Annotated in this window: 12 protein-coding genes and 1 tRNA gene; 6 read left to right on the forward strand and 7 right to left on the reverse strand. The window is 62.9% G+C overall.

What is annotated here, in order from left to right:
* Positions 1–36 precede the first annotated feature (36 nt).
* Positions 37–1,779 (forward strand): gamma-glutamyltransferase family protein, encoded by a 1,743-nt coding sequence (locus PQU92_RS11975; RefSeq protein ID WP_272748455.1) that lies wholly within the window; start codon positions 37–39, stop codon positions 1,777–1,779.
* Here PQU92_RS11975 and PQU92_RS11980 read toward each other — a convergent pair.
* The 3 genes from PQU92_RS11980 to PQU92_RS11990 are packed head-to-tail and all read right to left on the reverse strand — an operon-like array spanning position 1,776 to position 4,260.
* Positions 1,776–2,657 (reverse strand): Rossmann-fold NAD(P)-binding domain-containing protein, encoded by an 882-nt coding sequence (locus PQU92_RS11980; RefSeq protein ID WP_272748456.1) that lies wholly within the window; start codon positions 2,655–2,657, stop codon positions 1,776–1,778. The genes PQU92_RS11975 and PQU92_RS11980 overlap by 4 nt on opposite strands.
* Positions 2,658–2,665: 8 nt before the next feature.
* The gene (locus PQU92_RS11985) at positions 2,666–2,926 is read right to left on the reverse strand and encodes a hypothetical protein (protein ID WP_272748457.1); all 261 of its coding nucleotides are present in this window, start codon (positions 2,924–2,926) and stop codon (positions 2,666–2,668) included.
* 53 nt (positions 2,927–2,979) lie between these two features.
* Entirely contained in the window at positions 2,980–4,260 is a 1,281-nt protein-coding gene (locus PQU92_RS11990) for a Y-family DNA polymerase (protein ID WP_272748458.1), read from the reverse strand.
* A 140-nt stretch (positions 4,261–4,400) separates the two neighbouring features.
* Between PQU92_RS11990 and PQU92_RS11995 the strand changes: the two genes are divergently transcribed.
* The 5 genes from PQU92_RS11995 (at position 4,401) to PQU92_RS12015 (ending at position 8,944) form a co-directional block, all read left to right on the forward strand.
* On the forward strand, positions 4,401–5,711 hold the full coding sequence (locus tag PQU92_RS11995) for an MFS transporter (protein ID WP_272748459.1): 1,311 nt from the start codon (positions 4,401–4,403) through the stop codon (positions 5,709–5,711).
* Positions 5,712–5,847: 136 nt separating this feature from the next.
* Positions 5,848–5,924 (forward strand) — tRNA-Arg (locus PQU92_RS12000).
* Positions 5,925–6,100: 176 nt separating this feature from the next.
* Entirely contained in the window at positions 6,101–7,822 is a 1,722-nt protein-coding gene (ggt, locus tag PQU92_RS12005) for a gamma-glutamyltransferase (protein ID WP_272748460.1), read from the forward strand.
* Positions 7,819–8,529, forward strand: a complete 711-nt coding sequence (locus PQU92_RS12010) for an NAD-dependent deacylase (RefSeq protein WP_272748461.1) — start codon at positions 7,819–7,821, stop codon at positions 8,527–8,529. Before ggt ends, PQU92_RS12010 begins: the two co-directional genes overlap by 4 nt.
* A gap of 10 nt (positions 8,530–8,539) precedes the next feature.
* The gene (locus tag PQU92_RS12015; protein ID WP_272748462.1) at positions 8,540–8,944 is read left to right on the forward strand and encodes a hypothetical protein; all 405 of its coding nucleotides are present in this window, start codon (positions 8,540–8,542) and stop codon (positions 8,942–8,944) included.
* A gap of 3 nt (positions 8,945–8,947) precedes the next feature.
* Here PQU92_RS12015 and PQU92_RS12020 read toward each other — a convergent pair whose 3' ends face one another.
* The 4 genes from PQU92_RS12020 to PQU92_RS12035 form a co-directional block, all read right to left on the reverse strand.
* Entirely contained in the window at positions 8,948–9,505 is a 558-nt protein-coding gene (locus PQU92_RS12020) for a hypothetical protein (RefSeq protein ID WP_272748463.1), read from the reverse strand.
* A 73-nt stretch (positions 9,506–9,578) separates the two neighbouring features.
* Positions 9,579–10,742 carry a rod shape-determining protein RodA gene (gene rodA, locus PQU92_RS12025; RefSeq protein ID WP_272748464.1) on the reverse strand — a complete coding sequence of 388 codons (1,164 nt, stop codon included), beginning with the start codon at positions 10,740–10,742 and terminating at the stop codon, positions 9,579–9,581.
* 7 nt (positions 10,743–10,749) lie between these two features.
* Positions 10,750–12,711: a penicillin-binding protein 2 gene (gene mrdA, locus PQU92_RS12030; protein ID WP_272748465.1), complete on the reverse strand. Its 1,962-nt coding sequence runs from the start codon at positions 12,709–12,711 to the stop codon at positions 10,750–10,752.
* Positions 12,708–13,343: a rod shape-determining protein MreD gene (locus PQU92_RS12035; RefSeq protein WP_272748466.1), complete on the reverse strand. Its 636-nt coding sequence runs from the start codon at positions 13,341–13,343 to the stop codon at positions 12,708–12,710. The genes mrdA and PQU92_RS12035 overlap by 4 nt, the downstream gene beginning before the upstream one ends.
* Positions 13,344–13,347 lie beyond the last annotated feature (4 nt).

The raw sequence follows: 13,347 nt of genomic DNA on the forward strand, positions 1-13,347 counted from the left end.
ATCTGATACCACATGGGTCAAACCGGAGTTTGACCCATGCACCGCCGCAGCTTCCTCGCTACCTTGCCAGCCCTCGCCGCATCGCCCGCCTTCGCGCTCGATCCGATCAGGGGCGGCGACCGCGTCACCGGTGCGCAGTTCGCCGGGCGCTCGACCGTCTGGGGGACGCAGGGCGCCGCCGCCACCGCTCACCCGATGGCCAGCCTGATCGGTATCGACATCCTGCGTCAGGGCGGCTCGGCCATCGACGCGGCCATCGCCATCAATGCGGCGCTGGGCTTTCTGGAGCCGATCTCGTGCGGCATCGGCGGCGACGCCTATGTCATGCTGTGGGACCCCAAGGTCAAAAAGGTCATCGGTTTCAACGGGTCGGGCCGCTCACCGAAGGGCATGAGCCTTGAGCACGTGCGCTCAAAAGCAAAAGACGGCCATATCCCGTCGTGGGGCAGCGTCTCGGTCTCGGTGCCCGGCGCGGTCGATACCTGGGGGCAGATGCACGCCAAGTACGGCAAGCTCAAATTCGCCGAGGTGCTGGCCCCGGCTATCGCTTTGTGCGAACGCGGCGTGCCGGTAGCCCAGACCATCGCCTATTACCTCAATGCCAGCTATCGCCGCTTTACCAACCCGGCGTCGGGCATCGAGGAGGTGCAGAACTTCCTCAAGACCTACGCCCCCAACGGTCGCGCCCCGCGTGAAGGCGAAATTTTCCGCAATCCGGATCTGGGGGCGACCTATCGTTATCTCGCCGCCAACGGCCCACGCAGCTTCTATGAGGGCCAGATCGCCGACACCATCGATACCTATTTCAAGCGCATCGGCGGGCACTTACGCAAATCCGACCTCAGCGCGCACAAGGGTGAATATTCTGAGCCGCTGAAAACCACCTATCGCGGTGTCGAGGTGCTGGGGCTGGGGGCCAATACGCAGGGCCTGTCGACGCTTCAGATGATGAATATTCTGGAGAACTTCGACCTGAAAGGCATGGGATTCCAGACCACCGCCTCGCTGCACACCCAGATCGAGGCCAAGCGGCTGGCCTTCGAGGACCGCGCGAAATTCTTCGGCGACCCGGACTTCTCGAAGATGCCGGTCGAGGCCCTGCTATCGAAAGCCTATGCGAAAGAACAGGCGTCGAAAATCAGACAAGACGCTATCCTGCCGCGCGTCGTGCCCTATGAGGCTCCGGCGCGCGGCGATACGACCTATTTCACCGTCTCGGACAAGGACGGCATGATGGTCAGCTGGATTCAGTCGAACTATCGCGGCATGGGCTCGGGCCTCGTCGCCGACGGGCTGGGCTTCATGTTTCAGGATCGCGGCGAGCTGTTCTCCTTGCGCGACGGCTCGCCCAATATCTACGCGCCGGGCAAGCGGCCGTTCCATACGATCATTCCGGGTTTTGCGTGCAAGGACGGGCAGCCGTGGCTCAGCTTCGGCGTCATGGGCGGCGACATGCAGCCGCAGGGTCAGGCGCAGATCCTCGTCAATATGATCGACTACGGACTGGGCCTGCAGGAGGCCGGGGATTCGCCGCGCTGGCACCACGAAGGCTCTTCCGAACCGACCGGCGAAATGGCCACCGGCACCGGGACGCTCAATCTGGAAAACGGCGTGCCGCTGGAGACGCGGGCGGGGCTGGAAAAGCTCGGCTGGGCGATCAAGGCCGCCCCGGGCGGTTATGGCGGCTATCAGGCGATCATGACGCAGAACGATCCGCTGGGCCGCGCCTATGCGGCGGCGACCGAGATGCGCAAGGATGGCTTGGCGCTGGCCTATTAATCCCATCTCCCCGCAAGCGGGGAGAGGGGGTTGAGTTGCCGCCATACCTCGGTCAGCCCCTCACGATAGGTCGGATATTGCGGTCGCCAGCCCAGTTCGGCCTTGGCGCGGGCGTTCGAGACACGCTTGTTTTCGGCATAGAAACGCTTCATGCCGGGGCTTAAGCCCGGGTCGTCGAAGGCGATTTCCGGCGGCACGTCGAAGCCGAAGGTCTGCGCCGCCCAGACCATGACCGCATCCGCCGGGGCCGGTTCGTCGTCGCACAGATTATAGGTCGCGCCCGCCCGTGGCCGCTCAAGGCTGCGCGTCAGGGCGTCGGCGCAGTCTGTATCGTAAAGCCGCGAAAAAACCTGGTCCGGTTTGTGGATGCGGCGCGCCGTACCCTCTCTCAAACGCTCGATGACGCTGCGCCCGACGCCATAGAGGCCAGGCAAACGAAACACGGCGACATCGTGCAACAGAGACAGCCCCAGCCATTGCGATTCGGCCAGAACGCGGCGGCGACCTTCGACTGATAGCGGCGTCGGGGCCTGATCCTCAAACGCCCAGCCCCCGCCCCGGTCGCCATAGACGCCCGTGGTCGACAGGTAACCGATCCATTTGCGCGGGACCGTTTCGAGCGCTGTCGACACAGCCGCAAAGGCCGGACACCCCGCGTCGTCCGGTGCCGGCGTGATCAGAATGGCCGAGGCGGCGCGGGCGGCGGCCTTCAGGGCCTCAGCATCGGTCGGATCGATGGCCGCGATGCCCTGCGCGGTCAGGCAGGCGCGCTTGGCGGCGTCCCGGGCGGTGGCGGTTATGGCGTAGCCCCGCGCGCGGCACAGCTCGGCGAAGGCCGCGCCGATAAAGCCGTAGCCGAAGATAAGGACGGCGGTCATGAAACGGTTTAGTTGACGGGCGCCGCAGAGGCCGCGTCGCCTTCGGCTTGCGCCTGAGCCCGGGCGGCGCGTTCGGCCGCTTCCTCGGCGTGGCGCTTTTCCTTGCGTTCGGCGCGTTCGCGTTCGGCCCGCACCTGATCGGGCAGTTCGATCGCATGACCGAAGGGCGCGGGCGAGCGCACCCCCAGCCCCTGCGGCCAGACGAGGCTGAGAGCCACCATGCCCAGCGCAATCAGCGCGGCGACGGAATAGAAGACCTTGTCGTTCATGCCTTAGCTATAACCGCCCTATCCAACCTTGAAAAGCCTAATTCCCCGGTAAATCATTCCCAGAACTCCTCGACTTCCGGCACACGGTTGAAGGCGATCTTGGCGCCGACGAAATCGTGCAGCTTCGGTCGTGGCCCTATGCTGACGCGGTCCTTGCCGAAGCGCTCGTTCAGGCCGTCCAGCGCCTTCAGAAGCTTCATGTGCCGACCGTCCTCCTGCACCGCCGGACTGTAGCCGAACAGATCCGGCGGCGTGTCGGCGGGGATCATGCGCAGGCACGTCACCGACACCTTCTGGATGCGCGGCTGGTTCAGCGCCCCGACGCACTGGTGCCACATATCGTCGATGGCCTCCAGCAGCCGAAACGTGTCCGACGTCGCCGGAAACACGCGCTCGGCCTGCGCCCGGCCCGACGCTGTGCCGCGGATCGACAGATGCAGGCCGCCGCACCTGAGCCCCATCCGCCGCAGCCGCGTGCCGCACTTGACCGTCAGCCGTCGCGCCACCGGTCGCGCCGCCTCCACAGGCCGCAACTCGGACGCCAGCACGTGCGAATGGCTGATCGAATGGCGCTCGGTCACGGTTTCCGGCGGATCGACCCCGTGCAACGCATACCAGAAGTTATCGCCGCCGATCCCACCCCACAATTGCCGCATCCGCGACGGGCTGAGGTGCCACAACTGCCGCACCTCCGAAATCCCCGCCTTGAACAACCGCCCCTTCATCGCCGCGCCGATACCCGGAAAATCATCGACCTCCAGACCCAGCAACGGCCCCGGCAGGTGATCCATACGCAGGACGGTCATCCCCAGCGGCTTCATCATGTCCGCCGCCGTCTTGGCCAGCATCCGCGAGGGGGCGATGCCGATCGAAGCCGTCAGGCATTCGCCGATCCGTTCCAGAATGCGCTTTTGAATGCGGTGGCCCAGCGCCCGCGCGGCGGCCTCGTGCCGCTGCGGTCCCATCAGAAGGCAGGCGACCTCATCGATGGAGCAGACCTTTTCTACCGGCATGACCGTATCGACCACATCGAGAATACGATGATGGATATCGACATAGAGATCGGGCCGCGCGTCAACGATGGCGAGCCCCGGACACATCTGTTTTGCCAGCTTGACCTGCGTGCCGGTCTTGATGCCCAGCGCCTTGGCCTCGGCACTGGCGGCGATGGCGCAGGTATAGTCGCTCCTGACCGGCACCACGATCAGAGGTCGCCGCCGCAGTTCCGGCCGCATCTGCTGCTCGCAACTGGCAAAAAAAGCGTTCATGTCGAGATAGAGCCATTTCAGCCCACCCCCGTCGTCTCCTGCCTGTCCCGTGCCTGCTTTTTGCATTTTAAGAACATAACAAGAACATGTTTCGCAAGTCAAGTCATTGAGGCGTCTCAAGGGAAAGGCTCTAAAAACTCCGTGATAAGTGCGCCCACAGCTAATCAGACGTTCGCAATCGCACACAAATGGATTATAGGGGGCAAATGTCAGTTACCCCGCCCCAGCCGCACCTGCCGGAACCGGACGCCGAGACGCCTTTGGACGAATCGTGTGCCGAGCCTGCCTCAAAAGCGGCAAAAGCCAAAAAAACCACAATAAAATCAGCCATTCAGGACAATAGCGCCCTCAGCGTCATGTTCGGCGTCGTCTTCATCAATCTGGTGGGGTTCGGCCTGCTGGTGCCCTTGATGCCGTTCTTCGCGCAAAAGCTTCAGGCCGATGCCTGGCAGGTGACTCTGATGTTTGCCGCCTATTCGTTGGGGCAGTTCTTCGCCGAACCGCTGTGGGGCTCGCTGTCGGACAAGTGGGGCCGCAAGCCCGTTCTGGTCATCACCACGGCGTCGAACATCCTGCTCTATGTGTTGCTGGCCTTCGCGCCGAATATCTGGTGGGCGATCTTCATCCGCTTCTTCAACGGCATGGGGTCGGGCAACGTTTCGTGCATCCAGTCCTATGTGTCCGACATGTCCGAACCGCACCAACGGGCCTCGCGCATGAGCCTGATCGGTGCGGCCTTCTCGCTGGGCTTTGTCATCGGCCCCGTGATCGGCGCCATGCTGGTCACGCGCGACACCGGCCCGGCGGGCTACCATCTGCCGCTGTTCGTCGCCGCCGGCTTGTCGGCCATCGCGACGCTGGGCGTGCTGTTCTATGTCCGCGAAAGCCGCGTCCGCACGCCGCAATCGACGCCGTCGGTCAGGTTCGCCGTCCTCTTCGCCGAGGCGCGCAAGGACCCGATCATCAGCCGCCTGATCCTGGCCACCCTGTGTTACATGGCAGCCTTCGCAGGCCTCGAAGCGACCTTCGCCCTGTGGGCCGAGGCGCGCTATGGCTGGCAGGAAAAGGAGGTCGGCTTCATCTTCCTGTTCATCGGCGTCACCGCCGCCCTGATGCAGATGGTCTTTACCCGCCCGCTGGTCCGCCGCTATGGCGAGGCGCGGGTGCTGGCACTGGGCCTGACCGTGTTCGGACTGGGCTTCGTCCTGCAGGGGATCAATCAGTCGCCCCTGCTCATCACGCCCCTGACCATGTTCGCCACCCTGGGTCAGGCGGTAATCTTCGCCTCGATCTCGGCGATCATTTCCAAATGGACCTCGCCCGACCGTCAGGGGGCCATGCTGGGGCTCAACATGGCCACCGGCGCGACCGCACGCATCGCCGGCCCGATCGTCGCCGGATTCCTGTTCAGCCAGATCGGCCCCAACGGCCCGCTGTGGTTCGGCGCCCTGATGTGCTTCCCCGCCGCGCTGCTGGCGCTTCAGGTCGAACGCGTCGAACGGCGCATTCGCGGCTGAATAAGAGGTTTTGACAAAAAAACGCAAAAACAGGGGAAAACTTGGTTTTGGGCCTTGCGTTTGAAAATCGAAAAGACTAATTGTCCGCCCTCGCCGCCGCGGAGGTCACTCACCGGCAGCGGACACGGAACGGTAAGCACTCGTAGCTCAGCTGGATAGAGCATCAGACTACGAATCTGAGGGTCAGGAGTTCGAATCTCTTCGAGTGCGCCATCCAACAAAAAAGCCTCCCTTCGGGGAGGCTTTTTTGTTGGATCGTACCGCCCACGGCCTGAAGATGGCGGACGCGCCCTGATTTAGCGGGCCTCACGATCAGATAAAGGGCTTTTCATTTGCCCTCACGTCCGACGCGCCTATATTGAACCTTGAGTTCAAGAAATGAGGCCGCCATGCGCTCCCCCGCCCTGATGACGCGCCGCCTGTTTGCTTCCGCCCTGCTGGTGCTGGGCCTGAGCGGCTGCGCGACCCTGCCCCCGAAATCCGAACCCGCCACCTTCAAGCCAGTGGTGGCCGCCGCCAATCCGCTGGCGGCGAAGGCGGGTATGGACATACTGGAAAAGGGCGGCACGGCCATCGACGCCGCCGTGGCGGTGCAGGCGGTGCTGGGGCTGGTCGAGCCACAAAGCTCCGGCCTCGGCGGTGGGGCCTTCATGGTCTATTACGACCACAAGACCGGCAGGACGACCGCCTATAATGGCCGCGAGACTGCGCCGAAATCAGCGACCGGCAAGCTGTTCCTCAAGGACGACGGCACGCCGCTCCCCTTCGGTGAGGCCGTCGTGTCGGGCCGCGCCACAGGCGTTCCCGGCGCGATCCTGATGCTGGAAATGGCCCACGCCGAACACGGTAAGCTCAAGTGGAAAGACCTGTTCGGATCGGCGGAAACGCTAGCTGATGAAGGCTTCATCATCTCGCCGCGTCTGGGCGACTATCTGGCGTCGGCCGCCTTCCCGCAGAGCAAAACCACCGACGTCATCGCCTATTTCGGCGACGGTAACGGCGGATGGAAAAAGACCGGTGAGCGCCTGAAGAATCCGGCCTATGCCGCCACGGTACGCACCCTGGCCGACAAGGGCGCGGTGATCTTCCACGAAGGCGCTTTGGTCGACGCCATCATTACCAAAACGCACGAGGGCCCCCTGCCCGGCGATTTGCAACCCGACGATTTCAAGACCTATTTCCCGAAGCAGGGCGAAGCGGTCTGCGACACCTACCGCATCTATATCATCTGCGTCCCGCCGCCGCCGTCGTCGGCCGTGTCGCTGCTTCAGGCGTTGAAGATCGTCGAAGCCTTCCCGATGCGCGACTATGGCGCGGGTGACGCCCGCGGCTGGCAGGTCATCATCGAGGCCGAACGCCTGATGTATGCCGACCGCGATCAGTATCTGGCTGACGACGAGTTCGTCGATGTGCCGGTGAAGGCCCTGCGCGATCCGGACTATATCAAGAGCCGCGTCGCCTTGATCACCATCGGCAAGGCGTCGCCCGCCCCAACGTTCGGTATGCCGTCGAAGGCGGTCGCCTGGGCGAAAGACAATACGCATGAGCCGGCCGGGACGACGCACATGGTCATCCGCGACCGCTACGGCAATGCCGTGTCGATGACCACGACCGTCGAAAGCATCTTCGGCACGGGCCGCATGGTCGGCGGCTTCTTCCTCAATAACCAGCTGACCGATTTCTCGTTCACGCCGGTCACGAAGGACGGGCAAAAGGTCGCCAACGCCGTCGAAGGCGGCAAGCGTCCGCGCTCCTCGATGGCCCCGGTGCTGATCTTCGACAAGGACAAGAATTTCATCGGCATGGTCGGCTCGCCCGGCGGCACCTCGATCCTGTCCTATAACCTCAAGGCGCTGGTCGGTGTGCTCGACTGGGGCCTGTCGATGCAGGACGCCGTTGCCCTGCCCAACGTCGTGGCGCGCGGCGAGGCCATCCGCATCGAAGCCCCGCTGATGAAGCCGGATATCCTGCAAGGGTTGAAAGGCATGGGTTACACGATTCAGGAAGTGACCGGGGAAAACTCCGGTCTGCACGGGGTCATGTTCCGTGGCGATAAGATCGATGGCGGCGCCGATCCGCGCCGCGAGGGCGTGGTGCTGGTAGGGCAATGAAACCGGCAATCGTCATCCTGACCGGGGCCGGGATCTCGGCGGAATCGGGGGTGCCGACCTTTCGCGCCTCTGACGGTCTGTGGTGCGGCCACCGCGTCGAGGCCGTCGCTACACCGGAAGGCTTCGCGGCCAATCCGGTGCTGGTGCATGACTTCTACAATCAACGCCGCGCGCAGTTGAAAGATGTCGCGCCCAATGCCGCGCATGAGGCGCTGGCAAGGCTTTCAGCGGAATACGACGGCGACGTGCTGCTGGTGACGCAGAATGTCGACGACCTGCACGATCGCGCGCATCGCAATATCGTCCCGAAACGCGGCTTCGGCCTGATCCACATGCACGGCGAGCTTTTGCGGGCGCGCTGCGTCGAGACCGGTAAAAGCTGCGACTGGTTGGGCGATATGCTCATTGACACGCCGTCGCCGTTCGGAGCCGAAGGCCTGCGCCCGGACATCGTCTGGTTTGGGGAAATGCCGTTCGAGATGGACCGCATTTACGACGCCCTGTCGGGATGCGGGTTGTTCATCTCCATCGGCACGTCGGGCAATGTCTATCCGGCGGCGGGCTTCGTGCAGGAAGCGACCCGTGCCGGAGCCCATACGGTCGAGCTTAATCTGGAACCTTCGCTGGGGCAGAGTTTGTTCGATGAGAAGATCTACGGACCGGCGACCGAGGTCGTTCCGGCGTTTGTGGAGCGGTTGTTAAGTTAGGGGGAACGCAATGCGCTTAGGTCTTATAGTTGGGCTTTTCGCTTTCGGCCTTGTTGCCTGTGTGGGAACGCGTGGCGACAATATTCAATTGAAACAGGGCTCGGAAGAGCAAATGTCGGGGCAGGTTTTCTCGAATTTTGAGAACTTCGTCTTCATTACCTGCAAACCCGGCATGCCGGTATGCGATCTCGCCTCTCAAACCGAATACTATTCGATCAAATGCGAACCCGAAGTTTGTACCAACCTATTGGCTTACATCAAAACGCATGAAAAAACGCCCGATCAAGCAGTCAACCTCAAAGTCGTTTTGACGGGGCAACGCGATCTGACGAAATCAGAATCTCAATATTTGGGTGATCCCGGCCAGACTGTTCATATTAAACGGATCGATAGATTTGAGCTTTTGGGCAATTGAGGCTTAAAACACCTTCACGCCCGCGCAGCCGTTCATCTCGATCAGCAACAGCAGGTCGATCAACGCCTGAACCGGCGCGGTGCCGAAATCGACGTGCAGATTATCCCCGTCGATGATCAGCGAATGGATATGGCCGGAAAAGCGCGAATCCAGATCGACATTGACGTCTTCCGGGTCGAACCAGGTCTCGAACCATGCCTCGATCCCCTGCACGCCGCCACCTTCGTGCGGCATGGGCGCGTCGACAAGCGTCAGGTTCATGTCGTGCCAGCTCAAGGCCTCGACGGTCATCTCCATCTCGCCCAGCGTCACCTCGATCGGCTCGAAGGTGACCTCTTCTTCGGGGGCCAGTTCGATGATGCGCGGGGCTTCGGACTCTTCCGGATCGACGGTGATAAAGTCGGCACAATAGAGCCCGCGATAGAGGCCGGAGTCCTCGGCGACCATGACCTTGATTTCCGGCGTCCCCTCCGGATAGGTCTTCAACTGCGTATCGGCAAAGTTTACGAATTGCCCGACATAGGAGTCGCGCGCCAGTTCGATCAGTTCTTCAAATTCCATAGTCTTTTCTTTCGCGCTTCTGATTCCAAAAACCGCTGCACACTTTTTGGGAAGCGCTCTCCTCTCTCACGCCCTACTCGAACTGCGCGAAGAAGGACTGCGAGCGCGGCAATTCCTGATAGCGGTGGACCTTGACACCCATGACGAGGCCGAAGCCGATCATCACCGTCATCATGACCGAGCCGCCGTAGGACAAAAGCGGCTGCGGCACGCCGACAACGGGGGCCAGACCCATCACCATCGCCCCGTTGATCAGAACGTAGAGCGCAAACGTCGCCGTCGTGCCGGCCGCCGCCAGCCGCCCGAAATGGCTGTGCGACAAGGTGGCGATCCGTAGCGCCATATAGACAGCCAGACCGTAGAGCGCGAACACCGTGAAGCCGCCGACGAAGCCCAGTTCCTCGCACACCGCCGCCAGAATGAAGTCGGTGTGCTTTTCCGGCAGGAAGTTGAGCTGCGACTGCGACCCCAGCCCCAGTCCCTTGCCCAGCAGACCGCCGGAGCCCATGGCGATCTTGGATTGCAGAATGTGGTAGCCCGCCCCCGACGGATCGGCTTCGGGGTTGAGGAAGGTCAGGACGCGGTCGCGCTGATAGTCGTGCATGACGAAGATGACGAAGAACGGAATGGCCACCGCGCCCGCCGCCGCCGCCGCGCCGATGATGCGCCAGTCGAGGCCCGCCACGATCATCACCGTGACCCCGGTCAGCAGGATCAACATGGCGGTGCCGAGGTCCGGCTGGTGCGCCACCAGAAGGACCGGCACCATGATCATGGACAGGGGAATGATCAGCTTCCACGACAGGGTGGCGTCCTTCACTCCCGCTTCGTGATACCAGCGCGCCAGCGCCATGACGATGGCCAGCTTCATGAATTCCGACGGCTGCATCGAAAACGACCCGATCGACAGCCAGCGCTGCGCCCCCATGCGCACGTCGCCGAACAGTTCGACCGCCACCAGCAGCAGCAGCGAAACGGCATAGATGGGATAGCACAGTTGCAGCCACCAACGCAGATCGACCAGCGACAGGGCGATCATCAGGACGAAGCACAGACCGAAGCGCAGGAGGTGGTTATAGGCCCACGGCTCCCACGACATGCCGCCGACGCTGTACAACACCAGCGCCCCGATCCCCGCGATCAGCGACAGGACCAGCGCAAAGCCCCAGTCGACCTGAAGCAGCTTGACATCGTAGCGTTCGCGTTCACCCCGCCGGGTCATTGCGCTTTCGGCCATGGCGTCCTCAGTCGGCAGGAGGGATGGTGGGGTCGGGGTTCGGCACGTCGGTGATGTCGGGCAAAGCCTCGGCGGAGGCCGCCGCCGCATCCTCGACCGGCACCGGACGCACGATGCGCGCCTGCATGGCCGGGTCCTTGAGCAGGGCCACCTTCATGATCTCGCGCGCCTTGGGTGCCGCGAAGGCCGCGCCGCCGACCCCGTGCTCCAGCACCACGGCCAGGGCGTATTTAGGGTTATCGGCGGGCGCGTAGCAGACGAACAGGCCGTGGTCCTTGAACTTCCAGATACTGGCCTTGCGCGTTTTGGCGTTATCGTAGGAATGGACCTGCGCCGTCCCGGTCTTGCCGCACAGCTTGATGTCGCCCAGATTGAGCTGGGAGTTGCGATAGGCCGTGCCGTCGGCGTCGTTCGACACCATGTACATGCCGTCTCGGACGACCTGAAGATGTTCGGGCGGAATGTCGATCGGCTTGAAATCGAAGTCGGTATCCACCGCCCCCACCTTCTTGATGAGGTGCGGGGTGATCGCGCGGTTGCCGTTGGCGATGCGCGCCGTATAGACGGCCAGTTGCAGGGCCGAGACGTGGGTATAGCCCTGCCCGATGGCCACCGACAGGGTCTCGCCCGGATGCCATTTCGGGTCTTTCTTGAAGGCTTCGCGCTTGTAAGCGGTCGACGGGACAAGGCCCTTCTTCTGACCGCTGATCTCCAGATCGAACAGTTCGCCCAGACCCAGCTTGTGCGCGGTGTCGTGGATGCGGTCGACCCCGGCGCGGTTGCACATGTGGTAGAAATAGACGTCGCAGGAATATTTGATGGCGTGCCGCATATCGACCGGCCCGTGGCCGCTCTTCTTGTGGCAGTAGAAGGTGCGGTTGCCGAAGCGGTAGGAGCCCGGGCAGTTGACGCGCTCGGTGTCCGACACCCCCGCCGCCAGCAGGGCCAGCACCGTGTTCATCTTGAAGGTCGACCCCGGCGCAAAGGTCGAGCCGATGGCTTTGTCGAGCAGCGGCAGACGCTCGTAATCGGCCAGCAGGCGGTACGCCTTGCTGGAGATACCCGACACGAACAGGTTCGGATCGAAGGCCGGGGCCGAGGTCATGCACAGGATTTCGCCGGTATGGATATCAAGCATGACCGCCGCGCCGGAATCCTGCTCGAAGACCTCCAGCGCGCGGGCCTGAATCTCGGCATCCAACGTCAGGGTGATATCCTCGCCCGGCGTTGGCGGCTTGGTGCCGTTGGGGTCTTCGGCGACGATATTGCCGCGGGCATTGACCTCGATCTTCTGCGCGCCCGAAACACCGCGCAACTGCTTCTCGAAGGCCTTTTCGACGCCCTGCTTGCCGATGCGGAAGCTGGGGTGCAGCAGCAGCGAGTCGGGGTTCTCGCCCTCGGCCTTGACGTCTTTCTCGGACACCTTGGACACATAGCCGACGACGTGGGCAAAGGCGCCGCCGTAGTGATAGACGCGGATTTCGTCCATCACCGCCTGCACGCCCGGGATTTCCGAGGCGTAGAGATTGACGCGCGAAAAATCTTCCCAACTCAGGTCCGAAGCGACGACCGTCGGCACGAAGCGTTGCGACTGGCTGACGTCGCGCACGATGCGGCGGCGGTTGGCCTCGGTCTGCGGCAGGACGTAGGAAATCTGATCCAGGGTCTGATCGAGATCCTCGATCTCGTTGCGGATCAGCAGCACCCGGAAGCTGGGACGGTTGCCGGCGATGACATTGCCGTTGCGATCGAGGATCTGCCCGCGCGGCGGCGGCAGGATACGGAAATTGAACTGGTTCGCCGCCGACAGCTTCTTGTACTTGCCGCCCTGCACGATCTGGAGCAGGCCCAGTTGCCCGACCAGCGCGAAGATGCCGAGCGCCGTCACCCCGCCCATCAGGAAGATGCGGCGGTGGAACGTCCCCTGCTTCTCGTTGACGTCCTCGAAAAAGATCGAAGGCTCGCTCAATTGAACCTCACATCGGCGTGGAGATACCGCTCAAGCAGGGCATGGACGAAAAAGACCAGCACACCGGTGGCCAGCATCTGCTCAAAGACGCTGATCAGGCGCGGCACCATGCCGGTGTCGATGACCGTCAGGATCGTGCCCAGAGCGAAGAACAGGAAAACCGCCAGACCATAGGCGACGGTGACGACCCACAGGTCCTGACCGACGATATAGCTGCGGATCAGCAGGGTGACGCCATAGACCGCCATCAGGCACAGCACGTAGAAACCGATCGGTGCGCCCCAGAAATAGTCGAGGAAAAACCCCAGTCCGGCCAGCAGGAACGGCGCGATATAGCTGGGGCGGATCAGCGGCCAGCTGAAGGCCAGGATCATCGGCCACACCGGCTCCGGCAGGTCCCAGCCGAACGGCAGGGGGATGTCGGTGGCCAGAACGAAGGTCGCTACGATACACAGCAGCGCCGGATACAGCAGCCAGTCCTGCGGCCCGATGGTGCGGCCGCCGCTGGTCCGGCGCGGGGCGCGCTTGTCGAAAACCGCCTTAGCCAGACGCGCGCGACGAAGGGCGCGGCTGGCGTTCTGATTGCCCCGACGGGTGCGCGTGGTGTTTTGACGATGACGGCCCTGAAGCACGGCT

The organism is Asticcacaulis aquaticus (assembly GCF_028550415.1).
In the GTDB taxonomy this organism is placed as follows: domain Bacteria; phylum Pseudomonadota; class Alphaproteobacteria; order Caulobacterales; family Caulobacteraceae; genus Asticcacaulis; species Asticcacaulis aquaticus.

Coding starts and splice junctions, on each gene's coding strand:
- PQU92_RS11975 (WP_272748455.1), top strand. CDS start 37: ATGCACCGCCGCAGCTTCCTCGCTACCTTGCCAGCCCTCGCCGCATCG.
- PQU92_RS11980 (WP_272748456.1), bottom strand. CDS start 2,657: ATGACCGCCGTCCTTATCTTCGGCTACGGCTTTATCGGCGCGGCCTTC.
- PQU92_RS11985 (WP_272748457.1), bottom strand. CDS start 2,926: ATGAACGACAAGGTCTTCTATTCCGTCGCCGCGCTGATTGCGCTGGGC.
- PQU92_RS11990 (WP_272748458.1), bottom strand. CDS start 4,260: ATGCAAAAAGCAGGCACGGGACAGGCAGGAGACGACGGGGGTGGGCTG.
- PQU92_RS11995 (WP_272748459.1), top strand. CDS start 4,401: ATGTCAGTTACCCCGCCCCAGCCGCACCTGCCGGAACCGGACGCCGAG.
- ggt (WP_272748460.1), top strand. CDS start 6,101: ATGCGCTCCCCCGCCCTGATGACGCGCCGCCTGTTTGCTTCCGCCCTG.
- PQU92_RS12010 (WP_272748461.1), top strand. CDS start 7,819: ATGAAACCGGCAATCGTCATCCTGACCGGGGCCGGGATCTCGGCGGAA.
- PQU92_RS12015 (WP_272748462.1), top strand. CDS start 8,540: ATGCGCTTAGGTCTTATAGTTGGGCTTTTCGCTTTCGGCCTTGTTGCC.
- PQU92_RS12020 (WP_272748463.1), bottom strand. CDS start 9,505: ATGGAATTTGAAGAACTGATCGAACTGGCGCGCGACTCCTATGTCGGG.
- rodA (WP_272748464.1), bottom strand. CDS start 10,742: ATGGCCGAAAGCGCAATGACCCGGCGGGGTGAACGCGAACGCTACGAT.